This is a genomic window from Microbacterium karelineae (assembly GCF_009745985.1).
Taxonomy (GTDB): domain Bacteria; phylum Actinomycetota; class Actinomycetes; order Actinomycetales; family Microbacteriaceae; genus Microbacterium; species Microbacterium karelineae.
On sequence record NZ_WFIX01000191.1, the window covers coordinates 35,768 to 60,726 of the forward strand.

Genomic DNA, 24,959 nt, shown 5'->3' on the forward strand with positions numbered 1-24,959 from the left:
TGTGCTCAGTCGGTGACCGCGGGGATCCGCGTGCCCGCCGCGAGCTCGCGGGCCTTGGCCGCGAGGCCGTCGATTCCGCCGTCGCGGAGCGCGCGCACGAGGGCCGTTCCCACGATGGCGCCGTCGGCGTACGAGACGACGCTCTCGACGTGCGCGGCGGTCGTCACGCCGATGCCGACGCACGCCCGTTCGGCGCCGTGTGCGCGCAGCCTCTCCACGACGCTCCGTGCGGCCGCGTCCAGCTCGGCGCGTTCGCCCGTGATCCCCATGGTCGAGACCGTGTAGACGAAGCCCGTCGACACCTCGGCGATCATCCGCAGGCGCTCATCCGACGACGTGGGCGCGGCGAGGAACACGCGATCGAGTCCGAACTCCTCGGAGGCGCGGATCCACTCCTCGGCGGAGTCCGGGGTGATGTCGGGCGTGATTAGGCCCGCTCCCCCGGCGGCCGCGAGGTCGCGCGCGTAGCGCTCGACGCCGTACTGCACGACGAGGTTCCAGTACGTCATGACGAGGACGGGGACGTCCGTGCGGGCGGTGATCTCGCGCAGCGCCGTGAACAGGTCGGGCGTTCGGAAACCGGCCTCGAGCGCCGCGTTCGTGGCCTCCTGGATGATCGGCCCGTCCATCACCGGGTCGCTGTACGGCGGTCCCAGCTCGAGCACGTCGGCGCCGTTCTCCGCCAACGCGACCGCGGCCTCGATCGACGTCGCCAGATCGGGGTATCCGACGGGCAGGTAGCCGACGAAGGCCCCGCGTCCGTCGGCCCGGGCCGCGTCGATCGCCTTCTCGACGGCTGAGATCATTCGGTCGTCTCCTCGTCGTACAGGCCGAAGTACGTGGCCGCGGTGTCCATGTCCTTGTCGCCGCGCCCGGACAGGCAGATCGCGATCGTGGCATCGGGGCCGAGCTCGCGCCCGAGCCGCAGCGCGCCCGCGAGGGCGTGCGCGGACTCGATGGCGGGGATGATGCCCTCGGTCTCGGTCAGCAGGCGCAGCGCCTGCATCGCCTCGTCGTCGGTCGCCGGCACATACGTCGCGCGCCCGGTCGCCGCGAGCCACGCGTGCTCGGGGCCGACACCCGGGTAGTCGAGCCCGGCCGAGATCGAGTGCGACTCGATCGTCTGGCCGTCGTCGTCCATCAGCACATAGGTGCGGGATCCGTGGAGGACACCCGGGCGCCCACGCTCGATCGAGGCCGCGTGACGCGGGGTGTCCACGCCGTCACCCGCCGCCTCGACGCCCATGAGGCGCACATCGGCGTCGTCGATGAAGGCGTCGAACATGCCGATCGCGTTGGATCCGCCGCCCACGCAGGCCACGACGGCGTCGGGCAGGGATCCGGTGCGGTCGAGGAGCTGCTGGCGCGCCTCCTCCGAGATGACCTTCTGGAAGTCGCGGACCATCGCCGGGAACGGGTGCGGGCCCGCGGCCGTGCCGAAGATGTAGTTCGTCGTCTCGACGCTCGCGACCCAGTCGCGATATGCCTCGTTGATGGCGTCCTTGAGCGTGCGGGAGCCGTTCTTCACGGGCACGACCTCGGCGCCGAGCAGTCGCATCCGGGCGACGTTGAGGGCCTGCCGCTCGGTGTCGACCTCGCCCATGTAGATCGTGCACTCCATGCCGAACAGCGCCGCCGCCGTCGCGGTCGCCACGCCGTGCTGGCCCGCGCCCGTCTCCGCGATCACGCGCGTCTTGCCGAGCCGCTTCGTGAGGAGGGCCTGGCCGAGCACGTTGTTGATCTTGTGGCTGCCCGTGTGGTTGAGGTCCTCGCGCTTGAGGTAGACCCTCGCGCCGCCTGCGTGGGCGGCGAAGCGCGGCACCTCCGTCAGAGGCGAGGGGCGGCCCGCGTAGTCGGTGAGCAGGGCCGCGAGCGCGGCGAGGAACGCCGGATCCGCCATCGCCGCGGTGTGCGCCGCGGCGAGCTCGTCGATCGCCGCGATGAGCGACTCGGGCATGTACCGCCCGCCGAATTCACCGAAGAACGGCCCCGGCTGGTCGCGCAGTGACATCAGATCCCCTCCGTTGCCGAGATGAACGCCTCGAGGGAGCGCACGGGGTCGCCCGTCACGAGCGCCTCGCCGATGAGGACGGCGTCGGCGCCGTCGCGGCGATACCGCACGACGTCGTCCGGCGTGGAGACGGCCGACTCCGCGACGCGGATCGTGCCGTCCGGGATGCCGGGCGCGAGCCGGGCGAACAGGTCGCGGTCGAGCGAGAAGTCGCTGAGGTCGCGCGCGTTCACGCCGATGATGGGCGCCCCGAGGTCGGCCGCGATCGCGACCTCGTCGGCGGAGTGCGCCTCGACGAGGGGCGTCATCCCCGTCTCGGAGATGAGCCCGAACAGCTCTGTCAGCGTGCGGCGCTCGAGGGCCGCGACGATGAGCAGCACCATGTCGGCGCCGGCCGCGCGGGCCTCGACGACCTGGTACGGCGTCGCGATGAAGTCCTTGCGGAGCACCGGCAGGCCGACGCTCTTCTTCACGGCCGAGAGGTCGGCGAGGGATCCCTTGAAGCGTCGCCCTTCCGTGAGCACGCTGATGGCCGCGGCGCCGCCGCGCTCGTACAGTGCGGCCTGGTGCGACGGATCCGGGATGGCGGCGAGGTCGCCGCGCGACGGGCTCGCGCGCTTCACCTCGGCGATCACGCGGATCGTCTCGGCGCGTGCGAGGAACTCCGTCGCGTCCAGGGCCGGCGCGCGGTCCTCCGCGAGGCGCTCCACAGCGGCGAGGGGGCGCTCGGAGCGACGCGATTCGGCGTCCTCCACCGCCCCGGTCGTGAGGTCGGCGAGGAGCGACATCAGTGCGCCTTCGACTGGTGCTTCGATCCGTTCGCGCCGAGGCCGGCCTTCGACATGATCCCGCCCACGATGGCGCCGATCACGAGGAGGACGGCGCCCGCCACGAGGAGCCACATCACGTCGAAGAACAGCGCCGCGGTGCCGATCGAGATCGCGATCAGCATGATGATGACGCTCGTCCAGGCCGCGGGCGAATGACCGTGGCCGGGGTCTCCGATGGGATTGCTCATGAGGATGCTCCTGAAGAATCGTGCAGGGGATGGTGTCGAGTCTAGGGGATCACGCGGGCGGATCCCCGCGGTGCGGGGGCTCGTCGGGGCGCGCAGGAGGCGCGTGCGTCGGGTCGTCTCCGCGCGAGAGCTCGTCCCACGAGTCGACGGCGTCGAGCGGCCCGGCGGATCCGCGTGCGCGTTCCCCACCGCTCTCGTAGCGGCGCCCGGCGCGCGCCCACCGCGCGCCGGTTCCGACCGCGAACAGTCCACCCGCGGCGACGACGATCGCGCCCACGAGGCCGATCCATGCCCAGGGCGCGGAAGAGACCTCGCCGACGAGCTCCGCGACGCTCGAGGACCCGGCGATTCCGGTGTGCTCGGTCACCGCCGTCTCCACGGCCGACACGGGCGCCGCGAAGGCGACGGGCGCGGCGAACGCGATGAGGAGGGCGCCGATCGCGACCGCGACGGCCGCGAGGACGAAGCGCACGACGCGCCCCGTCAGCGCGAGCGCGAGCGAGAGCGCGAGGACCGCGAGGGACAGGGGCTGCAGCAGAGGGATCGCGTCGGCCCCCGTCGAGGTGACGGTCGCGCCCGAGATCTCCGTCGTCGCCCACGTCTGCGTCGACGACACCAGCGCACCGGCGGCGCCCGCGAGGAGCGTCACGACGCTCACCGCGCGCCCGCGTCGAGCGGCCCACCCCGCGACCACGGGCCTCACGCGCCGACCGGCCGCAGGTCCCGCTCGTCGCCGTCGAAGCAGGTGCGGGTGCCAGTGTGGCATGCCGCGCCCGTCTGCTCGACGTCGAGGAGCACGACGTCGCCGTCGCAGTCGATGCGCGCACCCCGGACCGTCTGGATGTGGCCGGAGGTGTCGCCCTTGCGCCAGTACTCCTGCCGGCTGCGCGACCAGTACGTCACGCGCCCCTCGGTGAGGGTCCGGCGCAGCGCCTCCGCGTCCATCCATGCCAGCATGAGGACGTCGCCCGAGGCGTGGTCCTGGACGACGGCGGGCACGAGCCCGTCGCCGCCGAAGCGCACGCGCGACATGCGCTGTGCGAGGTCGAGATCGTCCTGGGCGTTCATCGGATGAGGATCCCTTCCTCGCGCATGGCCTGCTTGACCTGGCCGACGGTGATCTGTCCGGAGTGGAAGACGGTCGCGGCGAGCACCGCGTCGGCGCCGGCCCGGATCGCGGGCGCGAAGTGGGCCACCTCGCCCGCCCCGCCCGACGCGATGATGGGCACGTCGGCGCACTCGCGGACGGCGGCGGTCAGCTCGAGGTCGAATCCGGACTTCGTGCCATCCGCGTCGATCGAGTTCACGAGCAGCTCGCCCGCACCGCGCTCGACGGCCTCGCGCGCCCAGGCGATCGCGTCGATGTCGGTCTCGGCGCGGCCCCCGTGCGTCGTCACGACGAACCCGCTCGGCATGCGCGCGGAGCGCTTGATGTCGAGCGAGAGCACGAGCGCCTGCGCGCCGAAGCGGTCGGCGATCTCGTCGAGGAGCGCCGGGCGGGCGATCGCGGCCGAGTTCACGCCGACCTTGTCGGCGCCGACCGCCTGCAGGCGCGCGACATCGTCGACGGAGCGCACGCCGCCGCCGACCGTGAGCGGGATGAAGACCTGCTCGGCCGTGGCGCGGACGACGTCGTACATCGTCGCCCGCTCCTCCACAGAGGCGCCCACGTCGAGGAACGTCAGCTCGTCCGCGCCCTGTGCGTAGTACTCGCGTGCCAGCTCGACGGGATCGCCCATCTCGCGCAGGTTCTCGAAGTTGACGCCCTTGACGACGCGCCCGCCGGAGACGTCGAGGCACGGGATGACGCGGGTGGCGACGCCGAGATCGGCGGCGGTCGCGTGCTGTCCTGTCACGCCGAGCTCACAGCCGCGCGTTGTCGATGGCCGTCACGAGCAGGGCCCGCGCGCCGAGCGCGTACAGGTCGTCCATGATGCGGTTCGCGTCGCGGCGCGGCACCATGACCCGCACGGCCAGCCATCCCTCGCGCTGCAGCGGCGAGACGGTGGGCGACTGCATCCCCTGCGCGATCTCGCCGGCGCGGTCGAGCAGCTCGGCCGGCAGGTCGTAGTCGAGCATCACGTAGCGGCGCGCCACGAGCACGCCGCGCAGGCGCCGGAGGAGCGTGTCGATCCCCTCGGGCTCACTCGGGCCCTGGATGAGCACCGCCTCGGATTCGAGCATCACGGGGCCGAAGATCTCCAGGCCCGCCTGGCGCAGCGTCGTGCCGGTCGAGACGACATCCGCCACGGCATCGGCCACGCCGAGCCGCACGGCCGACTCGACCGCGCCGTTCAGGGGCACGACGTCGACCGACACACCGCGCTCGGCGAGATACATCTCGACGAGGCCCGCGTAGCTCGTCGCGACCCGCTTGCCGTCGAGGTCCTCGAGCGCGGCGAAGCGGCCCGTGGGCGCGGCGAAGCGGAAGGTGGAGTCGCCGAAGCCGAGCGCCTCGATCTCGCGCGCGTCCGGCAGGCGCACATCGAGCAGCAGGTCACGGCCGGTGAGGCCGACGTCGAGCGCGCCATGGGCGACATACGTCGCGATGTCGCGCGGGCGGAGGTAGAAGAACTCGACGCCGTTCGCGTCGTCGATGAGGTGGAGGGTCTTGGAGTCGCGGCGCGTGGCATAGCCGGCCTCGGCCAGCATCTGCACGGCGGTCTCGGAGAGCGAGCCCTTGTTGGGGATGGCGATACGCAGCACGGGAGTCTTTCTGATCGGGTCGAGAGGGGTCGGCGGCGATTCAGAGATGTCGGTAGACATCCGCGAGCGTGAGGCCCTTCGCGATCATCATCACCTGCAGGTGGTACAGCAGCTGCGACATCTCCTCCGCGGCCTCCGCGTCGGATTCGTACTCCGACGCCATCCAGACCTCGGCGGCCTCCTCGACGATCTTCTTGCCGATGAAGTGCACGCCGCGATCCAGCTCCTCGACCGTGCCGGATCCCTCGGGTCGCGTCTGCGCCTTCTCGCTCAGCTCGGCGAACAGGTCCTCGAACGTTTTCACCCGACCAGGCTACCGGTCAGTGGCTGTGGGCTCGCGCCAGCTCACGCAGCTCGTGGATGCGCGAGCCGATGTCCTCGGCGCCGAACACCGCGGATCCCGCCACGAACGTGTCGGCGCCCGCAGCCGCGGCCTGCTCGATCGTGCCGGGGCCGATGCCGCCGTCGACCTGCAGCCACACGTCCGCCCCCGTGCGCGAGGCCGCCTCACGCAGCTCGCGGAGCTTCGGCATCGTCTCCGGCATGAAGCTCTGGCCGCCGAACCCCGGCTCGACGGTCATCACGAGCACCTGGTCGAACTCGCCGAGGTGATCGAGCAGCGGCTCCACGCTCGTCCCCGGCTTCGCCGCGATGCCGACGCGCGCGCCGATGTCGCGGATCCGCCGCGCGAGCGCGATGGGATCGCGCGCGGCCTCGACGTGGAAGGTGACCGACGCGGCCCCGATCTCGGCGTAGCCGGGCGCCCAGCGATCGGCGTCGCTGATCATGAGGTGCACGTCGAGCGGAATCGGGCTCGTCGCCTGAATGCGCTCGACCATCTGCGGCCCGAACGTGAGGTTCGGCACGAAGTGGTTGTCCATGACGTCGACGTGCACGAGGTCGGCCCCCGAGATGCGCTCGAGATCACGCTGCATATTCACGAAGTCGGCGGACAGGATGCTCGGGTTGATGCGCGGGGCTTCGGGAGGTGTCACCCCGTCATTATCCCTGCGCGGGGCTCGGTAATGTGAAGTCCGCGATCGAGGGGGGTGGGGAGATGAGCGAATTCCCCTGGCAGAAGGACGGGCATCGGGACGACGTGTTCCGCTGGGACCGGCGCATGCCGTGGCAGACCGGCGACGAGGCGGACGAGCAGAGGGAGGCGCCCGAATCGGCCGACGCGAGCCGCGAGGCGTCGCCTCTCACGGATTCGGACCTCGCTGCGGGCGCCGACCGGGTCGACGGCGCTGCCGTCGCCGAACCCGTCGCCCCCGATCCTGCGCCGGGGACCGCCGCAGTGCCGTCCTCCGTACCTGAGGCCTCCGCACCCGAGGCCGCTGTTCCCGAGGCCCCCGCACCTCCGGTCGCCCCCGCTCCCCGCCAGGCGAATCCCGCGTCACCCGCGCAGGGCCCCGTTCTGCGCCCCGCGACACCCGTCGGATCTCCGCTCGCTCCCCCTGTGCCGCATCGGACCACGCCGAAGCGGCGGAGGCACGCGGCGCGTCCCGCGGCCGCGGCGGCGGCCGCGAAGAGGGGCTTCCGCGTCGTGCCGTGGGTCATCGGCGCCGCCGTCGCGCTCCCCGTGCTGTTCGGAGTGTTCGGCTCGGCCTTCGATGACGACGGCGCCGTCGACGAGGCCGCCTCCGAGGCCGCCCAGGAGGACATCGCACGGATCACCGCGGAGTTCTTCGAAGCCGTCGCGGCCGCCGACCTCGACGAGGCCCTCGCCCGGCTCGACGTCGACCCCGACGACGACGGAGAGTATGAGAGCCACGCGCTCCTGACCCAGGAGGTGCTGGACGGCATCTCGGCGCGGGCGCCCCTGACCGGCCTCTCGGTCGGCGAGGTCGAGGCCGATCCCGACTACAGCTGGCGTGCGCACGTCGAGGTGTCGTTCCGCCTCGGCGACGATGTGCTCTTCAGCGATGACATCGAGGTCGAGCAGTCGACGTGGGCCGACGCCGAGTGGGCCGTGTCGCCCGAGAACTTCGCGCAGTGGATGAGCCCCGATATGCTGCCCGCCGGTCTGACCCTCGAGGGGGTTCCGATCGACGAGGACAACAGGTACGTGCTCCTGCCCGGCGTGTACGCCGTCGACACCGGCTCGGACCTGACCACCCTGCGGGGGTACGACGAGCACGGCGGCGAGGTCCTCCTCGAGGACCGGCTCCTGCCGATCCCCGCGCCGATCGACTCGTTCGCCGGCGCCGCCCTGCTCCCGGAAGCCGCCGAGGCAGTGGACGCGGCGATCGAGGCGTCGCTCGCGGAGTGCGCGGCCGCGACGACCCTCGAGACGCCGTGCGGCACGCTCGCCGCCGACGCGTTCTCCGGGGGCGTGCCGGTCGACGGCACGCTCTCGCGCGAGATCTCCTGGGACAGCGGCGCAGAGGGCGTGGCCCTCGCATACGACGACGCGCTCCGCGCCGAGTCATATCGCTACATCGAGTTCGACGTCACCGCCGACTGCTCAGGCGGGGGCGTCGACGTCGAGTGCACGGCATACGAGACGCTCGACGAGGTGTGGGTCGATCTCTCGGATCCCGAGCTCCCCGTCACCTGGGAGCACGAGAGCTGGTGACGCATCCTCACCGCCGCCGGATGAGCGCAAGGAACATCGCGTCGGTGCCGTGGCGGTGCGGCCACAGTTGTGCCACCGGGAGGTCGGCGCGGGCGCCCAGGTCGAGCGGCTGCCGCGCGACGGCCTGCAGCGCGGCGGGCGCGTCGAGGAGCTCGATCGCCTCGCCCCACCGCTCGGCGATCGTCCGCACGACACCCGTCGTCTCGGCGAGGTGCGGTGAGCAGGTGACGTAGGCGACGACGCCGCCCGGCGCGAGCGCGTCGATCGCCGCGTCGAGGAGCTCCTCCTGCACCGTCACGAGCTCCGCCACATCGTCGGGGCGCTTGCGCCAGCGCGCCTCGGGGCGACGTCGCAGGGCCCCGAGCCCCGTGCAGGGGGCGTCCACGAGGATCCGGTCGAAGGCGCCCGCGTTCTCCCGCGCGAGCGCGCGCCCGTCGCGTTCGTGGACGTCGACCGTCCCCGGAACGGTCTCGAGCGCCCTCCGCACGAGCCCCGCCCGCGCGGGAACGACCTCGTTCGCCTCGAGCCGCGCCCCGACCGTGCGCGCCTCGGCCGCGAGCAGGGCGGTCTTGCCGCCAGGGCCCGCGCAGAGGTCGAGCCACCGCTCGCCCATCCGCGACGGCTCGAGGCGCGCGAGCGCGAGCGCGACGAGCTGGGATCCTTCGTCCTGCACCCGCCGGGCGCCGCCCGACGCCCGCACGAGCGGCTCGGGATCGCCCGCGGGGGCGCGGAAGCCGAGCGGCGAGAAGGGGGTGCGCGGCTCCCCCGGCTCGGCGAGATCCGGCAGCGCGATCATCGTGACCGCCGGCGACGCGTTGTCGGCCGCGAGCAGCTCGTCCAGCTCGGATGCCCGGCCCTCGGCGGCGAGGGCGCGGCGCAGCGCGCGCACGACCCACACGGGATGCGACGTCGTCGATCCGAGCGCCTCGTCATCGCTGCGCGCGGCCGCGACGATCGCATCGCGCCACTGACCCGGCGTGTCGCGGGAGATCCGTCGCAGGACGGCGTTCGCGAACCCGCCGGCGCCCTGCCCGCTCGCGCGGCGCGCCAGGGCGACGGCCTCGTTGACCGCCGCGTGCGAGGCGACGCGCGTCGCGAGCAGCTGATGGGCGCCGAGGCGGATCGCGTCGAGCACGCCCGCGTCGATCGCGTCGGGGGCGCGACCGGAGGCGAGGGCGATGATCGCGTCGTACATCCCGCGGCCCCGCAGCGTCCCGTAGGTCAGCTCCGTCGCCAGGGCCGCGTCGCCCGGCGCGAGGCCCGCCCGCTCGATCTCCGCGGGGAGCAGGAGGTTCGCGTACGCGTCGTCCGCCTCCACCGCGCGCAGCACCCGGTACGCGACCTCGCGCGCGGGCTGCACCGCCTGGCCGCCGGGCGCGCGGCCGCGGCGCGGGTGCCGTGCCCGGCGATCCGTCCCGCTCATGCGCCCAGGACCGCCGCATCGCGCAGCCCGCGGTGCCAGTCGGCCGCCGCCATCGCCGCCTTGCCCGCCGGCTGCACGCGCTCGACGAGCACGGGGCTCGTGTCCGTGCCGACGAGGACGCCGCCGCGGGTCGCGGCGACCGCCCCCGGGGCGAGCGGTTCGGCGCCCGGCGCCGGGCGGGCCGACAGGATCTTGAAGCGCTCCCCCGCGAGCGTCGTGTGCGCCCCCGGCTCGGGGGTCACGCCGCGAAAGCGCGCGAGCAGCTCGTCGGCGGGACGCGACCAGTCGAGCCGGCCGTCTTCGAGGCTGAGCTTCGGGGCGAACGTCGGCGTGCCCCGCTGCGGCTCGGCGACCGCCGTGCCGTCGGCGATGCCGGCGACGACCTCCGTGAGGAGCTCGGCCCCGGACGCCGCCAGCGCGGCGAGCACCTCACCCGCGGTCTCATCGGCGCCCGGCGTGTAGGGGCGCATGGCGAGCACATCACCCGCGTCGAGCTCCGGAACCAGCCGGAAGACGCTCGACCCCGTCTCGGGCTCCCCCGCGATCAGGGAATGCTGCACGGGCGCGGCGCCGCGCCAGCGCGGGAGGAGCGAGAAGTGCAGGTTGATCCAGCCGTGCCCCGGGGCCGACAGCAGCGGCTCGCGCACGAGCCCGCCGTACGCGACGACCACGCCGAGGTCCGGCGCGAGCGCGCGGATCCGCCCCGTCGCCTCGTCGTCCAGCCGTGCGGCCTTCACGATCGGCAGCCCCAGCTCCTCGGCGGCGCGCGCGACGGGCGACGGCGTGAGCACGCGCTTCCTGCCGAGCGGTGCGTCGGGCCGCGTCACCACGCCGACGATGTCGTGCCCCGCGGCGTGCAGCGCGCGCAGCGACGCCACAGCCGGATCGGGTGTTCCGGCGAAGACGATCCGGGGGCGACGGGGGTGCGGCATGGAGAGGGAGGTCCTTTCGACGGGGTGGTTCACAGCTCGGGATCGGCGACGTCGAGCCGCACTGCGAGTGTATTCGCCGGGCTCCGGGTGCGACCCGAGGTCTCCTCCCGCTTCGGGCGGCGCGAGCGCGACGTCACGGCGGCCTGCACGACCGATGCGCGGAGGCTGCGCGCGACGTCCGCTCCTCGCGCGTAGTCGAAGCGCACGAGCGCCCTCGCCCGCTTGCGTCCCGCGACGTCGTCGGCCGGCACCGGTCCGAGCACGGCGTCGTCCGGCAGCTCCGGCACGTCGACGCGCAGCCGGCTCAGCGCGTCGGACATCTGCGGCACATCGCCCTCGACGCGCGCGACGCGGAATGCGGGCGGCATCTTCAGGGGCGCGCGCTCCGAGAGCTCCGAACGCGCATAGGCGGGCTGCGTCCACGTCGCGAGGGCGCGCGCGACGGGGCCCGTCACGCCCACGAGGTGGATGGTCGCGTTCGGCGCCGCGAGCGCGGCCGCGTTCGACCAACCGCGCAGGCAGGCCTCGCCGATACGCAGATCGGGAGCCTGCAGCATGCGCTCGCCGTCGAGGAGCAGGACGGCGCGGTAGCCGCCCGGCGCCCACGGCTCCGCGCCGCGCGTCGCGACGACGAGGGCGGGTGCGTCGTCGACGCGCTCCACCGGGTGGGCGCCGTCGGCGACGATCACCCGCACACCGGGGAACGCCCGGCCCAGCTCGTCGGCCGTACGCTCGGACCCGCTCGACGCGAGGCGCACGCGCGTCGCCTCGCAGTGCGCGCACTGCCAGCCGTGCGCGGAGCGCCCGCACCAGCCGCAGGTCGGCGTCGCGCCGCGCGCCGGCGCGAAGAGGGGCCCGCCGCAGGGCGCGCAGCGCGCCGGCGCCCGACACTCGGCGCAGACGAGCGTCGGCGCGTATCCGGGCCGCGCGACCTGCACGAGCACGGGCCCGTGCGCGAGCGCCTCGCCCGCCGTGCGGAACGCGGACGACGGGATGCGTGCCGTCTCGGGGGAATCCTGCGGGGCGGCCAGCACCACGCGCGGCGACACGCGCCGCGCCCGCGGCACATCGGCGACGAAGCCGATGCCGACGAGCCGCTCGACATCGGACGAACGGGTGTGCCCGCAGAAGACGAGCGCGCCGCCCGCGAGGCTCTGCCGCACGAGCGCGACGTCCCTGGCGTGCGCGTAGGGGGCGAGCGGCTCCTCGTAGAGGGGGTCGCCGTCGTCCCACAGCGCGACCAGCCCGGCGTCCGCGACCGGTGCCAGCACGGCCGACCTGTTGCCGATGACGATGCAGGGGGCGTCCTCGAGGGTGCGGAGGTAGTTCGCGTACCGCGCGGGCGCCGACTGCTGCGCGTCGAGGCGCACGATCGCCTCCTCCGGAACCATCTCCGCCAGGGCGTCGGCCAGGCGCGCGAGGTCGCGGTGGTCCGGCACGGCGAGGATCGCGGAGCGCCCTCCCGCGAGCGTCGCGGCCGCGGCCGACGACATCAGGCCCGCCCACGCGGGCGCGCCGCCCGTCGCGACGGGGACGGCGTCGACGGCGACGCGGTCCCCCGCAGCGAGGCGCTCCGCGAGCCCCGGGTGCTCGCCGAGGATCCCCTCGGCCCGCGCGAGCGCGTCGTCGTCGACGCGCGGCGCCGCGCTCGCCTCGCGCGCGAGCCACGCCTTCTCGGCCCGGACCATGCGGCGCGGGATCGCGAGCCGCACGACGTCGTTCGCCGACCCCGCCGCACGGTCGGCGACCGCGCGCGCGAGATCGTGCAGGCGCGCCGGCAGCACGGCGGCCGTCGAGACCACCGTCTCGATCTCGGCGAGGGCGCGCTCCGCGTCCGGCTCCTCGCCGACGTCGACGACGAACCCCTGCAGCACACGCCCCGCGCTGCGCAGTGGAACCTTGACGCGGACCCCCGGTCGCGCCTCGGGCTCCAGCTGCGGAGGGATGGCGTAGTCGAAGAGGCGGTCGAGCTGCGGCAGCGGCGAGTCGACGAGCACGCGCGCGATCGGGCGCGCGGCGCGGCCCGATCCGTCGGCGTGCGCGGACACGGGGCCCGTCAGAGCCCCGCGGCTGCTCGCAGCTGCTCCACGCGGTCGGTGCGCTCCCACGCGAAGTCGGGCAGCTCGCGCCCGAAGTGACCATAGGCCGCCGTCTGCGCGTAGATGGGGCGCAGGAGGTCGAGGTCGCGGATGATCGCCCCCGGGCGCAGGTCGAAGACCGAGCCGATCGCGTCCGTGATGGCCTCGTCGCTCACAGAGCCGGTGCCGAAGGTCTCGACGTACAGCCCCACCGGCCTGGCCGTGCCGATCGCGTACGCGACCTGCACCTCGAGCCGCTCGGCGAGGCCCGCCGCGACGGCGTTCTTCGCGACCCAGCGCATCGCGTATGCGGCCGAGCGGTCGACCTTCGACGGGTCCTTGCCGCTGAACGCGCCGCCGCCGTGGCGCGACGCGCCGCCGTAGGTGTCGATGATGATCTTCCGGCCCGTGAGGCCGGCATCGGCCTTCGGGCCGCCGAGCTCGAAGCTGCCGGACGGGTTGATGTGCAGCGCGACGCCGGACGTGTCGAGGCCGGTCTCCTCGAGGACCGGCGCGATCACGAGCCGCTCGACCGCCTCGGCGAGGTCGGCCTGCGAGATCTCGGGGCTGTGCTGCGTGGAGAGCACGACGGTCTCGACCGTGCGGGGAACGTGGCCCTCGTACCCGAGCGTCACCTGCGTCTTGCCGTCGGGGCGGAGGAACGCCAGCTCGCCGGAGCGGCGCACCTTCGTGAGGCGCTCCGCCATGCGGTGCGCCGTCCAGATCGCCATCGGCATGTAGCTCGGCGTCTCGTTCGTCGCGTAGCCGAACATGATGCCCTGGTCGCCCGCGCCCTGCTGGTCGAGCGCGTCGTCGTCATCGCCCCCGCGGTGCTCGGCGCTCGTCATCACGCCGTCGCCGATCTCGCGGGACTGCTCGCCGATCGAGACCGTCACGCCGCACGAGTCGGCGTCGAAGCCCATGTCGCTCGAGGTGTAGCCGATGCGGCGGATCACGTCGCGCACGATCGTCTGCACGTCGGCATAGCCCTCGGTGCGGATCTCGCCGGCGACGTGCACGAGCCCCGTCGTCACGAGCGTCTCGACGGCGACGCGCGCGTCAGGATCCTGCGCGAGGAGAGCGTCGAGGACGCTGTCGCTGATCTGGTCGCAGATCTTGTCGGGGTGGCCCTCGGTGACCGACTCGGAGGTGAACAGACGCAGGCTCATCGCGGATCCTCAGTGTGCGTGGTGAACGGGAACGACAGAGAGTATGCCGAGGACCCCCGACATCCGAATGACGGGGGCCCTCAGAAAGCGGTGGGGAGCGTCACTCCCCGACGGCGCGCAGACGCAGCTTGTCCTGGTGGATCTCGCGGAGCGCGATCGACAGCGGCTTGTCCTCGACGCCCGAGTCGACGAGCGGCCCGACGTTGTCGAAGAGCGAGCCCTCCTGCAGGTCGGTGTAGTAGTCGTTGATCTGGCGGGCCCGCTTCGAGCCGTAGATCACGAGCTGGTACTTCGAGTCGACGCGGTCGAGCAGCTCGTCGATCGGCGGATCGATGATGCCCTTGTTCTCCGTGGCCATGAGTTCTCCTTCTGTTTTCGCGCGCAACGACAAGCGTCAGCGCGCGGACGCCTGCATCAAGTCTACGACCTGCCGGGACGCGTCGGCGACGTCCTCGTTCACGATCCGATAGTCGAACTCGCCCTGGGCGGCGAGCTCGGTGCGCGCCGTGCGCAGCCGACGGGTGCGCTCCTCTTCGTCCTCGGTCCCCCGACCGACGAGGCGGCTGACGAGCTCATCCCACGACGGCGGCAGGAGGAACACGAGGGTCGCCCGCGGCTCCGATGCCCGCACCTGGAAGGCGCCCTGCATGTCGATCTCGAGCAGCACCGACCGCCCCTCGGCGAGGGCGCGATCGATCGGTCCGCGCGGCGTGCCGTATCGGTGCGTGCCGTGCACCGTCGCCCACTCGAGCAGCTCGTTCTGCGCGATCATCCGGTCGAACTCGGCGTCGTCGACGAAGTAGTAGTGACGCCCATCCTCCTCGCCAGGCCGCGGCGCGCGCGTCGTGGCGGAGACGGAGAGGAGAACATCGGGGTGGTTCTCTCGGATGTGCGTGGCGACCGTGCCCTTCCCGACCGCGGTCGGGCCGGCGAGGACGACGAGGCTGCTCCGCCCCGGGCGCGGGCGCGGTTCGGGAGACCGCTCGTCGAGCCAGCCGCGCAGCGCATCGCGCTGGCGCGAGCCCAGCCCGCCGAGGCGCTTGACGGGCGAGATCTGCAGCTCGGCGAGGATCCGGTCGCGCTTGCCCTCGCCGATCGCGGGCAGCGCCGTGAGGAACTCGGGGACGCGCAGGGTTCCCGCCGCGGACGAGGGATCGGCGATCGCGCGGCGCAGGACCTCCTGCGGCGTCACGACCCGCGTCGACAGGTCGCGCTTCAGGCTCGCGCGTGCGCGGCGCGCCGCGACGGCCTTGCGCGAGGCGGCGACGCGGTCGACCTCGGGTGGGCGGAGGGTCTCGTTCATCCTGCTGCGGCTCCCGGATGTGGCTCCCCCGGCGTGCTCGCGCCCTGGGCGGCGACACGAGCGTGTTCTTCGATCACTCGTGCGATCCTGTCAGGCCCAGCCGAGAGAATGCTCCGGCTCTCGCTCATGAGGACGGCGCCGGCCATCGGCCCGTAGATGCCGGCGACCTGCTCGGCGCGCGCCCCCTGGTGTCCGAATCCGGGCGCGAGGATCGGCGCGACGGGCGCGTAGGGCGCGATGCCCGCGGAGCCCCAGTCCACCGTGGCGCCGATCACGAAGCCCGCGCTGCCCCATTCGCCGGCGGCGGCGTGGTGTGCGTTCAGCGCACTCACCTCGTCGATCACCCGCTGCGACACGGTGCGGCCGTCCGCGTCCGTCGACCGCTGCAGCGCCGTGGCCTCGGGATTGCTCGTGGCGGCGAGGACGAACAGGCCCTTGCCGTGCGCGTAGGCCGTCTCGACGGCGCCCGTGAGGGCCCCCACTCCGAGGAACGGGCTCACGGTCAGGGCGTCGGCCTCCAGCGGCGAGCCCGGCGTGAGCCACGCCGCCGCGTACGCGTCCATCGTCGAGCCGATGTCGCCCCGCTTCGCGTCGGCGATCACGAGCAGGCCCGCCGCGCGGGCCGCGCGGGAGACATCCTCGAGCGCCGCGATCCCGGCGGATCCGAAGCGCTCGAAGAACGAGATCTGCGGCTTCACGATCGCGACGCGACCCGCCGCCGCCTCGACGACGCGCAGCCCGAACTCGCGCGCCCCCGCGGCGTCCTGCGACAGGCCCCAGTCGTCGAGGAGGCCCGCGTGCGGATCGATCCCCACGCACAGCGGTCCGCGCCGACCGATGCCGGCGCGGACGCGCTGTCCGAAGGAGACCGTCACGCCGTGCGCTCCGCCTGGTACTCCTGCAGGCTCTTGACGGCGAAGCCGCCCGCCATCGAGTCCATGGCGCTCACCGCGGCGCCGAGCGTCGCGATCGTCGTGAACAGCGCCTTGTCGGCGCCGACCGCCGCGGCACGGATCTCGTAGCCGTCGGCGCGCGCGGACATGCCGCTCGGCGTGTTGACGATGATGTCGACCTCGCCTCGCGTGATGAGGTCGACGATGTTGTCCTCGCCGCTCTCCTGCGTCGCCGAGAACTTCCGCACGACCTCGACGGCGATGCCGTTGCGCCCCAGGATCTCGGCGGTGCCCTCCGTCGCGAGCAGGCGGAAGCCCAGCTGGCGCAGGCGGTGCGCCGGCAGGATCACGTCGCGCTTGTCGCTGTCGGCGACCGAGATGAAGACGGTCCCGGAGAGCGGGATGCCGCCGTAGGCGGCCGCCTGGCTCTTCGCGAACGCCGTCGGGAAGTCGCGGTCGATGCCCATGACCTCGCCCGTCGAGCGCATCTCCGGCCCGAGCACCGAATCGACGATCTGGCCGTCGGCCGTGCGGAACCGCTTGAACGGCAGCACGGCCTCCTTGACGGCGACCGGGGCATCGATCGGCACCTGGGATCCGTCGGCCTCAGGGAGCAGGCCGTCGGCGCGCAGCTCGGCGATCTTCGAACCCGCCATGACGCGGCTCGCCGCCTTCGCGAGCTGGATGCCGAGCGCCTTCGAGACGAACGGCACGGTGCGGCTCGCGCGCGGGTTCGCCTCGATCACGTAGAGCACACCCGCGCTGATCGCGTACTGCACGTTCAGCAGTCCGCGCACCCCCACGCCCTCGGCGATCGCGCGGGTCGCGTGCACGACGCGCCCGATCTCGCTGCGGCCGAGCGACATCGGCGGCAGGGTGCACGACGAGTCGCCCGAGTGGATCCCGGCCTCCTCGAGGTGCTCCATGATGCCGCCGATGTAGAGCTCGTCGCCGTCGAACAGCGCGTCGACGTCGATCTCCACCGCGTCGTCGAGGAAGCGGTCGACCAGGAGCGGCGCGTCGGGGCCGATGATGGCGCTCGCCGCGATGCGGTCGAAGTAGTCGTGCAGGCTCTCCGAGTCGTACACGATCTCCATGCCGCGCCCGCCGAGCACGAACGAGGGGCGCACGAGGACCGGATAGCCGATGTCCTCGGCGATCGCGACGGCCTCATCCTCGGTCGTGGCCGTGCCGTTGCGGGGCGCGACGAGGCCCCCGCGCTCGAGGATCTCGCCGAACAGCTTGCGGTCCTCCGCGAGGTCGATCGCGGCCGGGCTCGTTCCGAGGATCGTGTAGCCGGCGTCCTGGATGCCCTGCGCGAGGCCGAGGGGCGTCTGCCCGCCGAGCTGGCAGACCACGCCGACGAGCTCTCCCGACGCGCTCTCCGCGTGCAGCACCTCGAGGACGTCCTCGAGGGTGAGCGGCTCGAAGTACAGCCGGTCGGAGGTGTCGTAGTCGGTCGAGACCGTCTCGGGGTTGCAGTTGACCATGATCGTCTCGAAGCCCGCGTCGCTCAGCGCGAACGACGCGTGCACGCACGAGTAGTCGAACTCGACGCCCTGCCCGATGCGGTTGGGGCCCGATCCGATGATCACGACCTTGCGGCGATCCGAGGGGATCACCTCCGTCTCGGCGTCGTACGACGAGTAGTGGTACGGCGTCAGGGCCGGGAACTCGCCCGCGCAGGTGTCGACGGTCTTGTAGACCGGGCGGACGCCGAGGCCGTGCCGGACGCGACGCACCTCTGCCTCGTCGAGCCCGCGCAGCTGCGCGATCTGCGCGTCCGAGAACCCGTGGTCCTTCGCGAGACGAAGCACCCGCTCGTCGAGGTCACTCGCCGCGGCGATGGCGGAGGCCACCTCGTTGATGAGCACGATCTGGTCGACGAACCACGGGTCGATCTTCGTCGCCTCGAAGACCTGCTCGGCCGTCGCGCCGAGGCGGAGCGCCTGCTGAACGTCGACGATGCGCCCGTCGGTCGGTGTGCGCATCGAAGTGAGCAGCGCGTCGACGGACCGGCTCTCCTCGCCCCAGTGGAAGCTGGATCCGCGCTTCTCGATCGAGCGCAGCGCCTTCTGCAGCGCCGTCGCGTAGTTGCGGCCGATCGCCATCGCCTCGCCGACCGACTTCATGGTCGTCGTGAGGGTCGGATCCGCGGCGGGGAACTTCTCGAACGCGAACCGGGGCACCTTGACGACGACGTAGTCGAGCGTCGGCTCGAACGACGCCGGCGTCTCCTTCGTGATGTCGTTGGGGACCTCGTCCAGGCGGTAGCCGAGGGCGAGCTTCGCGGCGAGCTTCGCGATCGGGAAGCCCGTCGCCTTCGATGCCAGCGCCGACGACCTCGACACGCGCGGATTCATCTCGATGACGATGATGCGCCCGTCGTCCGGGTTGATCGCGAACTGGATGTTGCAGCCACCCGTGTCGACGCCGACGGCGCGGATGATGTCGATGCCGATGTCGCGGAGCTGCTGGTACTCGCGGTCGGTGAGCGTCAGCGACGGCGCGACCGTGATCGAGTCGCCCGTGTGCACCCCGACGGGGTCGACGTTCTCGATCGAGCAGACGACGACAGTGTTGTCGGCCGTGTCGCGCATGAGCTCGAGCTCGTACTCCTTCCAGCCGAGGATCGACTCCTCGAGGAGCACCTCGGTCGTGGTCGACTCGACGAGCCCCTGCCCCGCCATGCGGCGCAGCTCCGCCTCGTCGTGCGCGAAGCCCGAGCCCAGGCCGCCCATCGTGAACGACGGGCGCACCACCATCGGATAGCCGAGGTCGTCGGCCGCCGCCAGCACCTCGTCCATCGTGTGCGCGATGCGGCTGCGCGCCACCTCGGCGCCCGATTCGATCACGAGCTCCTTGAAGACCTGGCGGTCCTCGCCCTTGCGGATCGCGTCGACGTTCGCGCCGATGAGCTCGACGTCGTGCTTCTCGAGGATGCCGAGGTCGTGCAGCGACATGGCGGCGTTGAGCGCCGTCTGGCCGCCGAGCGTCGGGAGGATCGCGTCAGGCCGCTCCTTGACGATGATCGACTCGATCACCTCGGGGGTGATCGGCTCGATGTAGGTCGCGTCGGCGAAGTCGGGATCGGTCATGATCGTCGCCGGGTTGGAGTTGACGAGGATGACGCGCACGCCCTCCTCACGGAGCACGCGGCACGCCTGGGTGCCCGAGTAGTCGAACTCGCACGCCTGGCCGATGACGATCGGCCCGGATCCGATGACGAGGACGGAGGAGATGTCATCGCGCTTAGGCATGGGCGCCCTTCTTGCTGAGGGTCTCGAGGACGAGATCCCGGAAACGGTCGAACAGGTAGTTGGCGTCGTGCGGGCCGCCCGCGGCCTCCGGGTGGTACTGGACGCTGAACGCGGGGATGTCGAGCGCGCGCAGGCCCTCCACGACGTCGTCGTTGAGGCCGATGTGGCTCACCTCGACACGCCCGAAGCCGGCGGGGCTGTCGAACACGCCCTCCGTCGGGGCGTCGACCGCGAATCCGTGATTCTGCGCCGTGATCTCGACGCGGCCCGTCAGCTTGTCGCGGACGGGCTGGTTGATGCCGCGGTGCCCGAAGGGCAGCTTGTACGTGCTGAGCCCGAGGGCGCGGCCGAGCAGCTGGTTGCCGAAGCAGATGCCGAAGAACGGCAGGCCGTCGCGCAGCACGCCCTGCAGCAGCTCGACATGCGCCGCTGAGGCGGCGGGGTCGCCGGGGCCGTTCGAGTAGAACACCGCGACGGGATCGATCGCGCGCAGCTCATCGGCCGTCACGCTCTGCGGGAGGACGTGCACCTCGAAGCCGCGGCGCGCGAGGTTCTCGACCGTCGCCTTCTTGATGCCGAGGTCGATGACCGCGAGGTTGCCGATGCGGTCGCCTTCGGCCGGCGTGACCTCGGCGGCCTGGACCGACACCTCGGCGGAGAGGTTGCGACCCGCCATCTCCGGCGCCTCGCGCACGAGGCGAAGCTGCTCATCGGCGGACAGCTCCGCCTGCTCGCCGGAGAACACACCGCCGCGCATGGATCCCTCGGAGCGGATCCGCCGCGTCACGGCGCGGGTGTCGATGCCGGAGATGCCGACGATGCCGTCGCGCTCGAGCGCGGCGTCGAGCGACTCGTCGGCGCGCCAGTTCGAGACGACCCTCGAGGGGTCGCGCACGATGTACCCGGCGACCCAGATGCGCCGCGACTCCGGGTCCTCGGAGTTGACGCCCGTGTTGCCGATGTGGGGCGCGGTCTGCAGCACGATCTGGCCGGCGTAGGACGGGTCGGTCAGCGTCTCCTGGTAGCCGGTCATGCCGGTCGAGAAGACGACCTCGCCGAGGGTCGTGCCGCGGGCGCCGTACGCAGAGCCGGAGTACCTGGTGCCGTCCTCGAGCACGAGGACGGCCCGGTCCCTCTCGAGGAGGGCGGTGACGGAGTCGGTGGGGGTCATGATGTCGCTCCCGTGGGTGTGCCCGCCGCCGAGATGTCGTCGATCGCGCGCGTCAGGAGCGCGGGGTCGTCGTCCGGCAGGCGGAGGTAGGTGTCGAGTGTCTGGGATCCGTCGCTCCAGGCGACGAGGACGAGGCCGTCACGTTCGACGACGCGGTCGATCGTCCAGGTGGCGCGTCCGGCGCCGACGATGCGGTCCGCCGGGATGAACACCGGGGGCTCCCCCGGCATCGCCAGCCCGAGGCCCGCCGTCGTGACGGTGATCTCGGCGCGCGAGCGGAAGGCCAGGGGCCGTGCGACGATCCGATCGAGCGGCGCGTCGTGACGGGTCGTCGCGACGAGCAGGCCAGAGAAGGTCGCGACGGCGTCGCCCGCCGGCTCGCCGAGCGGAACGCGCACATCCGCGTCGCGGCGGGTTCGTCGCCGCCAGCCCCACACCATGAGGGCGAGCACGACGAGCGCGATCGCGATCATGATGAGCGAGGCCGCCTCGCGGGTCATCCGGCACCGCCCGCGAGGTCGACGACCTCGCCGTCGGCCAGCGTCGCGTATCCGCGGTGGATCGTCCAGCGGACGCTGCCGGGCAGCTCGCGCCCGACGTACGGCGAGTTCGTGCTGCGCCCGCGCAGATCGTCGCGCGTGAACGGCGCGCGCGGCGCCGGGTCGTAGAGCGTGAGCTCGGCCGGCTGCCCCGCGGCGATCGGCGTGCCATGCCCCGCGAGCCCGCCGATGCGGGCGGGTGCGGCGGAGAGCACGCGCGCGACGTCGGCGAAGTCGAACGGCCCATCGGCCACCATCGTGTCGTGCACGACGCGAAGGGCGCTCTCGAGGCCCACCATGCCGTGCGCCGCGGCGGCCCACTCCGTGCACTTCGCCTCGGCGGGGTGCGGCGCGTGGTCGGTCGCGACGATGTCGATCGTGCCGTCGGCGAGGCCCTCGCGCACGGCCCGCACGTCCTCCTCGCGCCGCAGCGGCGGGTTCACCTTGTAGACCGCGTCGTATCCGCGCGCGTTCTCGTCGGTGAGCAGCAGGTGGTGCGGCGTCACCTCGGCCGTGACGTCGATCCCGCGCTTCTTCGCCCAACGCACGATGTCGACGCTGCCCGCCGTCGACAGGTGGCACACGTGCAGGCGGGATCCGACGTGCTCCGCGAGGAGGACGTCGCGCGCGATGATCGACTCCTCGGCGACCGCCGGCCAGCCCACGAGGCCGAGCTCCGCCGAGACGGCGCCCTCGTTCATCTGGGCGCCCTCCGTGAGGCGGGGGTCCTGCGCGTGCTGCGCGACGACGCCGCCGAACGACTTCACGTACTCGAGCGCGCGGCGCATGAGCAGCGGATCCCAGACGCAGAAGCCGTCGTCGCTGAAGACCCGCACGCGGGCGCGGGAGTGCGCCATCGCGCCGATCTCTGCGAGCGCCTCGCCCTTCTGCCCGACCGTGACGGCGCCGATGGGCTGCACGGTCGCATATCCGGCGGCCTCGCCGAGCGCGGCCTCCTGTTCGACGACGCCCGCCGTGTCCGCCACGGGGTGCGTGTTCGGCATCGCGAACACCGCGGTGAAGCCGCCCGCGGCCGCGGCGCGCGTGCCCGTCGTGATGGTCTCGCTCGCCTCGTAGCCGGGCTCGCGCAGGTGGGTGTGCAGGTCGACGAGTCCCGGCAGCGCCACGAGGCCGTCGGCGTCGATCGCGCGCGCGCCGGCCCGGCTCAGGCCGGTGCCGACCTCGGCGATCCGCCCGTCCTCGATGACGATGTCGGCGCGCTCCGCGCCCTCGATCGCCGCGCCCTGGATGAGGAGCACCTCGCTCATCGGTCCTCCTTCGTCTCGGTTCCCGCGTGCTCCCCGGCCAGCAGCAGGTAGAGCACGGCCATGCGCACGGAGACCCCGTTCGCGACCTGTTCGCGCACCGTGGCGCGCGGCGAGTCGGCGGCCTCCGCGCAGATCTCGAGCCCCCGGTTCATCGGCCCGGGATGCATCACAATCGTATCGTCCGGCAGGGCGGCGAATCTCATCGGATCGAGGCCCCACAGTCGGGCGTACTCGCGCTCGTTCGGGAAGAACGAGCCGGTCATCCGCTCGGTCTGGATGCGCAGCATCATGAGCGCCTCCGGGGCCGCCGCGATCGCCTCGTCGAGGCTGTACACGACGCGCGCCGGCCAGCCGGAGACGTCCTGCGGCACGAGCGTCGGCGGGGCGACGAGCGTCACCTCGGCGCCGAGCGCGTCGAGCAGCCAGACGTTCGACCGCGCGACGCGGGAGTGGAGGACGTCGCCGACGATCGCGACGCGGTACCCCGCGAGGTCGCGGCCGCGGCTCGCGCCCGCGCCGTATCGGCGGCGGCGCATCGTGAACGCGTCGAGGAGCGCCTGCGTCGGGTGCTCGTGCGTGCCGTCGCCCGCGTTGACGACCCCGGCGTCGATCCACCCGCTCGTCGCGAGCGTGCGGGGCGCGCCGGAGGCGCCGTGACGCACCACGACCGCGTCGGCGCCCATGGCCTCGAGCGTCTGCGCCGTGTCCTGCAGGCTCTCGCCCTTCGACACGCTGGAGCCCTTGGCGGAGAAGTTGATGACGTCGGCCGAGAGCCGCTTGCCGGCCGCCTCGAAGGAGATGCGCGTGCGGGTCGAGTCCTCGAAGAAGAGGTTCACGACCGTCTTTCCGCGCAGGGTCGGCAGCTTCTTGACCTGCCGGTCCTGCGTCGCGGCCATGTCCTCGGCGACGTCGAGGATCCGGATCGCGTCCTCGCGCGCCAGCGTGCGCGTGTCGAGCAGGTGCCGCATCATGCGTCCTCCCCCGGGCCGGCGATCGTGACCTCGTCGACGCCGTCTACCTCCGTCACCGAGACGTTCACGCGCTCCGAGCGCGCGGACGGCAGGTTCTTGCCGACGAAGTCGGGGCGGATCGGCAGCTCGCGGTGCCCGCGGTCGATGAGGATCGCGAGCCGCACGGCCGCGGGGCGGCCGATGTCGCCGATCGCGTCGAGCGCGGCGCGGATCGAGCGGCCCGAGAAGAGCACATCGTCGACGAGCACGACGACGCGGCCGTCGATTCCGCCGTCGGGGATCGACGTGGGGCGCGGCGCGCGCGTCGGATGCTTCGACAGGTCGTCGCGATACATCGTGACGTCCAGCTGACCGACCGCGACCGGCTCGCCTCCGAAGCGCTCGATCAGCGCGGCGAGCCGCTCCGCGAGCGCGACGCCGCGGGTCGGGATCCCGAGGAGGACGAGGCCGCCGGGGCCCCTGTTCGACTCGAGGATCTCATGCGCGATGCGCGTGAGCGCACGCGTGATGTCGGCTTCATGCAGCACGGTTCTCGTGCCCATCTGCCGCTCCCTTCTCCGCCTCACGGGACGGTGTTAAAGGTGCAGGTGGTGCTGGAAGAGCAGTCTACTCAGGTCGAGCGCGCGACGCGTGCGAGCACGCCGTGGACGAAGGCACCCGAGTCCTCGGTCGAGAGCTCCTTGGCGAGCTCGACCGCCTCGTCGATCGCGACGGCCGTGGGCACCTCGTCGTTGAAGAGGATCTCCCACGTCGCGAGGCGCAGCAGCCCCCTGTCGACGGCGGGCATGCGATCGAGCTTCCAGTCGCGGCTGTGGGCCGCGATCTGCTCGTCGATCTCGTCCGCGTGATCGACGACGCCGTCGACGATCTCGCGCGCGTACAGCCAGGACGCCTGGCGCTCGGGCTCGCTCGCGGCACGCTGGGCCTCCGCCGCGAGGGCGACGGGCAGCGCGTCGCCCCGCACATCGGCGGAGAAGAGGATGTTCAGCGCGCGGCGGCGCGCCTTGGTGCGTGCGCTCACCGGGGTCAGTCGTTCACGCGGCTGAGGTACTCACCCGTGCGGGTGTCGACCTTGACCTTCGTGCCCTCGCCGACGAAGAGGGGCACCTGGATCTCGGCGCCCGTCTCGACGGTGGCGGGCTTGGTGCCGGCGTTCGAGCGGTCGCCCTGCAGGCCCGGCTCGGAGTACGTGACCTCGAGGACGACCGACGGGGGCAGCTCCGCGTAGAGGGGCTGGCCGTCGTGCATCGCGATCGTGACCATCATGTTCTCGAGCATGAAGCGCGCCTGGTCGCCGACGAGGGCGGCCGGGACGTTGATCTGGTCGTAGTCCGACGTGTCCATGAACACGAAGGAGTCGCCATCGCTGTAGAGGTACTGGTAGTCGCGGCGGTCGACGTTCTGGATGTCGACCTTCGACCCCGCGTTGAAGGTCTTGTCGACGACCTTGTTCGAGACCACGTTCTTCAGCTTCGTGCGGACGAACGCGCCGCCCTTGCCCGGCTTCACGTGCTGGAACTCCACGACGCTCCAGAGCTGTCCGTCGATCGCGAGGACGACGCCGTTGCGGATGTCTGCGGTGGATGCCATGAAGAGGAGTTCCGTTTCGTGATTGTGGGGTGTGCGAGGGCCTGACGTG

The 24,959-nt window shown here is 72.5% G+C and carries 26 protein-coding genes; 1 reads left to right on the forward strand and 25 read right to left on the reverse strand.

What is annotated here, in order from left to right:
* Positions 1 to 5 precede the first annotated feature (5 nt).
* The 10 genes from trpA to rpe are packed head-to-tail and all read right to left on the reverse strand — an operon-like array spanning position 6 to position 6,730.
* Positions 6 to 806 carry a tryptophan synthase subunit alpha gene (gene trpA / locus GB932_RS16620; RefSeq protein WP_156761830.1) on the reverse strand — a complete coding sequence of 267 codons (801 nt, stop codon included), beginning with the start codon at positions 804 to 806 and terminating at the stop codon, positions 6 to 8.
* A complete protein-coding gene (gene trpB, locus GB932_RS16625; protein WP_156761831.1) occupies positions 803 to 2,011 on the reverse strand; it encodes a tryptophan synthase subunit beta in 1,209 nt (402 codons plus the stop codon). The genes trpA and trpB overlap by 4 nt, the downstream gene beginning before the upstream one ends.
* Positions 2,011 to 2,799: an indole-3-glycerol phosphate synthase TrpC gene (gene trpC, locus GB932_RS16630; protein WP_156761832.1), complete on the reverse strand. Its 789-nt coding sequence runs from the start codon at positions 2,797 to 2,799 to the stop codon at positions 2,011 to 2,013. Before trpC ends, trpB begins: the two co-directional genes overlap by 1 nt.
* Positions 2,799 to 3,029, reverse strand: a complete 231-nt coding sequence (locus tag GB932_RS16635; RefSeq protein ID WP_156761833.1) for an HGxxPAAW family protein — start codon at positions 3,027 to 3,029, stop codon at positions 2,799 to 2,801. Before GB932_RS16635 ends, trpC begins: the two co-directional genes overlap by 1 nt.
* A gap of 49 nt (positions 3,030 to 3,078) precedes the next feature.
* On the reverse strand, positions 3,079 to 3,732 hold the full coding sequence (locus tag GB932_RS16640) for a Trp biosynthesis-associated membrane protein (RefSeq protein ID WP_197517541.1): 654 nt from the start codon (positions 3,730 to 3,732) through the stop codon (positions 3,079 to 3,081).
* Positions 3,729 to 4,097 (reverse strand): phosphoribosyl-AMP cyclohydrolase, encoded by a 369-nt coding sequence (hisI, locus tag GB932_RS16645; protein WP_156761835.1) that lies wholly within the window; start codon positions 4,095 to 4,097, stop codon positions 3,729 to 3,731. Before hisI ends, GB932_RS16640 begins: the two co-directional genes overlap by 4 nt.
* Positions 4,094 to 4,885: an imidazole glycerol phosphate synthase subunit HisF gene (hisF, locus tag GB932_RS16650; RefSeq protein WP_156761836.1), complete on the reverse strand. Its 792-nt coding sequence runs from the start codon at positions 4,883 to 4,885 to the stop codon at positions 4,094 to 4,096. The genes hisI and hisF overlap by 4 nt, the downstream gene beginning before the upstream one ends.
* A 7-nt stretch (positions 4,886 to 4,892) precedes the next feature.
* A complete protein-coding gene (gene hisG, locus GB932_RS16655) occupies positions 4,893 to 5,735 on the reverse strand; it encodes an ATP phosphoribosyltransferase (protein WP_156761837.1) in 843 nt (280 codons plus the stop codon).
* Positions 5,736 to 5,775: 40 nt separating this feature from the next.
* Positions 5,776 to 6,039, reverse strand: coding sequence for a phosphoribosyl-ATP diphosphatase (locus tag GB932_RS16660; RefSeq protein WP_156761838.1), 264 nt, complete (start codon positions 6,037 to 6,039; stop codon positions 5,776 to 5,778).
* Between the two features lie 16 nt (positions 6,040 to 6,055).
* Positions 6,056 to 6,730 carry a ribulose-phosphate 3-epimerase gene (gene rpe / locus GB932_RS16665; RefSeq protein WP_156761839.1) on the reverse strand — a complete coding sequence of 225 codons (675 nt, stop codon included), beginning with the start codon at positions 6,728 to 6,730 and terminating at the stop codon, positions 6,056 to 6,058.
* Positions 6,731 to 6,792: 62 nt separating this feature from the next.
* Between rpe and GB932_RS16670 the strand changes: the two genes are divergently transcribed.
* Entirely contained in the window at positions 6,793 to 8,313 is a 1,521-nt protein-coding gene (locus tag GB932_RS16670) for a hypothetical protein (protein WP_156761840.1), read from the forward strand.
* A 7-nt stretch (positions 8,314 to 8,320) separates the two neighbouring features.
* Here GB932_RS16670 and GB932_RS16675 read toward each other — a convergent pair whose 3' ends face one another.
* From GB932_RS16675 to efp, 15 genes are all read right to left on the reverse strand, one after another.
* Positions 8,321 to 9,736, reverse strand: coding sequence for an RsmB/NOP family class I SAM-dependent RNA methyltransferase (locus tag GB932_RS16675; RefSeq protein WP_156761841.1), 1,416 nt, complete (start codon positions 9,734 to 9,736; stop codon positions 8,321 to 8,323).
* Positions 9,733 to 10,668 carry a methionyl-tRNA formyltransferase gene (gene fmt, locus GB932_RS16680; RefSeq protein WP_156761842.1) on the reverse strand — a complete coding sequence of 312 codons (936 nt, stop codon included), beginning with the start codon at positions 10,666 to 10,668 and terminating at the stop codon, positions 9,733 to 9,735. Before fmt ends, GB932_RS16675 begins: the two co-directional genes overlap by 4 nt.
* A gap of 29 nt (positions 10,669 to 10,697) precedes the next feature.
* Positions 10,698 to 12,716 carry a primosomal protein N' family DNA-binding protein gene (locus tag GB932_RS16685; protein WP_156761843.1) on the reverse strand — a complete coding sequence of 673 codons (2,019 nt, stop codon included), beginning with the start codon at positions 12,714 to 12,716 and terminating at the stop codon, positions 10,698 to 10,700.
* Positions 12,717 to 12,724: 8 nt separating this feature from the next.
* Positions 12,725 to 13,915, reverse strand: coding sequence for a methionine adenosyltransferase (metK, locus tag GB932_RS16690; protein WP_156761844.1), 1,191 nt, complete (start codon positions 13,913 to 13,915; stop codon positions 12,725 to 12,727).
* A 100-nt stretch (positions 13,916 to 14,015) separates the two neighbouring features.
* A complete protein-coding gene (gene rpoZ, locus GB932_RS16695) occupies positions 14,016 to 14,273 on the reverse strand; it encodes a DNA-directed RNA polymerase subunit omega (protein ID WP_156761845.1) in 258 nt (85 codons plus the stop codon).
* A 36-nt stretch (positions 14,274 to 14,309) separates the two neighbouring features.
* A complete protein-coding gene (gene gmk, locus GB932_RS16700; protein ID WP_156761846.1) occupies positions 14,310 to 15,218 on the reverse strand; it encodes a guanylate kinase in 909 nt (302 codons plus the stop codon).
* The gene (pyrF, locus tag GB932_RS16705; RefSeq protein WP_156761847.1) at positions 15,215 to 16,093 is read right to left on the reverse strand and encodes an orotidine-5'-phosphate decarboxylase; all 879 of its coding nucleotides are present in this window, start codon (positions 16,091 to 16,093) and stop codon (positions 15,215 to 15,217) included. Before pyrF ends, gmk begins: the two co-directional genes overlap by 4 nt.
* Complete coding sequence (gene carB / locus GB932_RS16710; protein ID WP_156761848.1) at positions 16,090 to 19,371, reverse strand: carbamoyl-phosphate synthase large subunit; 3,282 nt, start codon at positions 19,369 to 19,371, stop codon at positions 16,090 to 16,092. Before carB ends, pyrF begins: the two co-directional genes overlap by 4 nt.
* Positions 19,364 to 20,542 carry a glutamine-hydrolyzing carbamoyl-phosphate synthase small subunit gene (gene carA, locus GB932_RS16715; RefSeq protein ID WP_156761849.1) on the reverse strand — a complete coding sequence of 393 codons (1,179 nt, stop codon included), beginning with the start codon at positions 20,540 to 20,542 and terminating at the stop codon, positions 19,364 to 19,366. The genes carB and carA overlap by 8 nt, the downstream gene beginning before the upstream one ends.
* Positions 20,539 to 21,042 (reverse strand): PH-like domain-containing protein, encoded by a 504-nt coding sequence (locus tag GB932_RS16720; RefSeq protein ID WP_156761850.1) that lies wholly within the window; start codon positions 21,040 to 21,042, stop codon positions 20,539 to 20,541. The genes carA and GB932_RS16720 overlap by 4 nt, the downstream gene beginning before the upstream one ends.
* Positions 21,039 to 22,349, reverse strand: a complete 1,311-nt coding sequence (locus tag GB932_RS16725; RefSeq protein WP_156761851.1) for a dihydroorotase — start codon at positions 22,347 to 22,349, stop codon at positions 21,039 to 21,041. The genes GB932_RS16720 and GB932_RS16725 overlap by 4 nt, the downstream gene beginning before the upstream one ends.
* The gene (locus GB932_RS16730; protein ID WP_156762245.1) at positions 22,346 to 23,317 is read right to left on the reverse strand and encodes an aspartate carbamoyltransferase catalytic subunit; all 972 of its coding nucleotides are present in this window, start codon (positions 23,315 to 23,317) and stop codon (positions 22,346 to 22,348) included. Before GB932_RS16730 ends, GB932_RS16725 begins: the two co-directional genes overlap by 4 nt.
* Complete coding sequence (gene pyrR / locus GB932_RS16735; RefSeq protein ID WP_156761852.1) at positions 23,317 to 23,862, reverse strand: bifunctional pyr operon transcriptional regulator/uracil phosphoribosyltransferase PyrR; 546 nt, start codon at positions 23,860 to 23,862, stop codon at positions 23,317 to 23,319. Before pyrR ends, GB932_RS16730 begins: the two co-directional genes overlap by 1 nt.
* 68 nt (positions 23,863 to 23,930) lie before the next feature.
* On the reverse strand, positions 23,931 to 24,341 hold the full coding sequence (gene nusB, locus GB932_RS16740; protein ID WP_156761853.1) for a transcription antitermination factor NusB: 411 nt from the start codon (positions 24,339 to 24,341) through the stop codon (positions 23,931 to 23,933).
* A 5-nt stretch (positions 24,342 to 24,346) separates the two neighbouring features.
* Positions 24,347 to 24,910: an elongation factor P gene (gene efp, locus GB932_RS16745; RefSeq protein WP_156761854.1), complete on the reverse strand. Its 564-nt coding sequence runs from the start codon at positions 24,908 to 24,910 to the stop codon at positions 24,347 to 24,349.
* Positions 24,911 to 24,959 lie beyond the last annotated feature (49 nt).

Excerpts from the sequence above, each read along its gene's own strand:
- trpA (WP_156761830.1), bottom strand. The coding sequence starts at position 806 with ATGATCTCAGCCGTCGAGAAGGCGATCGACGCGGCCCGGGCCGACGGA.
- trpB (WP_156761831.1), bottom strand. The coding sequence starts at position 2,011 with ATGTCACTGCGCGACCAGCCGGGGCCGTTCTTCGGTGAATTCGGCGGG.
- trpC (WP_156761832.1), bottom strand. The coding sequence starts at position 2,799 with ATGTCGCTCCTCGCCGACCTCACGACCGGGGCGGTGGAGGACGCCGAA.
- GB932_RS16635 (WP_156761833.1), bottom strand. The coding sequence starts at position 3,029 with ATGAGCAATCCCATCGGAGACCCCGGCCACGGTCATTCGCCCGCGGCC.
- hisI (WP_156761835.1), bottom strand. The coding sequence starts at position 4,097 with ATGAACGCCCAGGACGATCTCGACCTCGCACAGCGCATGTCGCGCGTG.
- GB932_RS16670 (WP_156761840.1), top strand. The coding sequence starts at position 6,793 with ATGAGCGAATTCCCCTGGCAGAAGGACGGGCATCGGGACGACGTGTTC.
- GB932_RS16675 (WP_156761841.1), bottom strand. The coding sequence starts at position 9,736 with ATGAGCGGGACGGATCGCCGGGCACGGCACCCGCGCCGCGGCCGCGCG.
- fmt (WP_156761842.1), bottom strand. The coding sequence starts at position 10,668 with ATGCCGCACCCCCGTCGCCCCCGGATCGTCTTCGCCGGAACACCCGAT.
- metK (WP_156761844.1), bottom strand. The coding sequence starts at position 13,915 with ATGAGCCTGCGTCTGTTCACCTCCGAGTCGGTCACCGAGGGCCACCCC.
- rpoZ (WP_156761845.1), bottom strand. The coding sequence starts at position 14,273 with ATGGCCACGGAGAACAAGGGCATCATCGATCCGCCGATCGACGAGCTG.
- gmk (WP_156761846.1), bottom strand. The coding sequence starts at position 15,218 with ATGAACGAGACCCTCCGCCCACCCGAGGTCGACCGCGTCGCCGCCTCG.
- carB (WP_156761848.1), bottom strand. The coding sequence starts at position 19,371 with ATGCCTAAGCGCGATGACATCTCCTCCGTCCTCGTCATCGGATCCGGG.
- carA (WP_156761849.1), bottom strand. The coding sequence starts at position 20,542 with ATGACCCCCACCGACTCCGTCACCGCCCTCCTCGAGAGGGACCGGGCC.
- GB932_RS16720 (WP_156761850.1), bottom strand. The coding sequence starts at position 21,042 with ATGACCCGCGAGGCGGCCTCGCTCATCATGATCGCGATCGCGCTCGTC.
- GB932_RS16725 (WP_156761851.1), bottom strand. The coding sequence starts at position 22,349 with ATGAGCGAGGTGCTCCTCATCCAGGGCGCGGCGATCGAGGGCGCGGAG.
- GB932_RS16730 (WP_156762245.1), bottom strand. The coding sequence starts at position 23,317 with ATGCGGCACCTGCTCGACACGCGCACGCTGGCGCGCGAGGACGCGATC.
- pyrR (WP_156761852.1), bottom strand. The coding sequence starts at position 23,862 with ATGGGCACGAGAACCGTGCTGCATGAAGCCGACATCACGCGTGCGCTC.
- efp (WP_156761854.1), bottom strand. The coding sequence starts at position 24,910 with ATGGCATCCACCGCAGACATCCGCAACGGCGTCGTCCTCGCGATCGAC.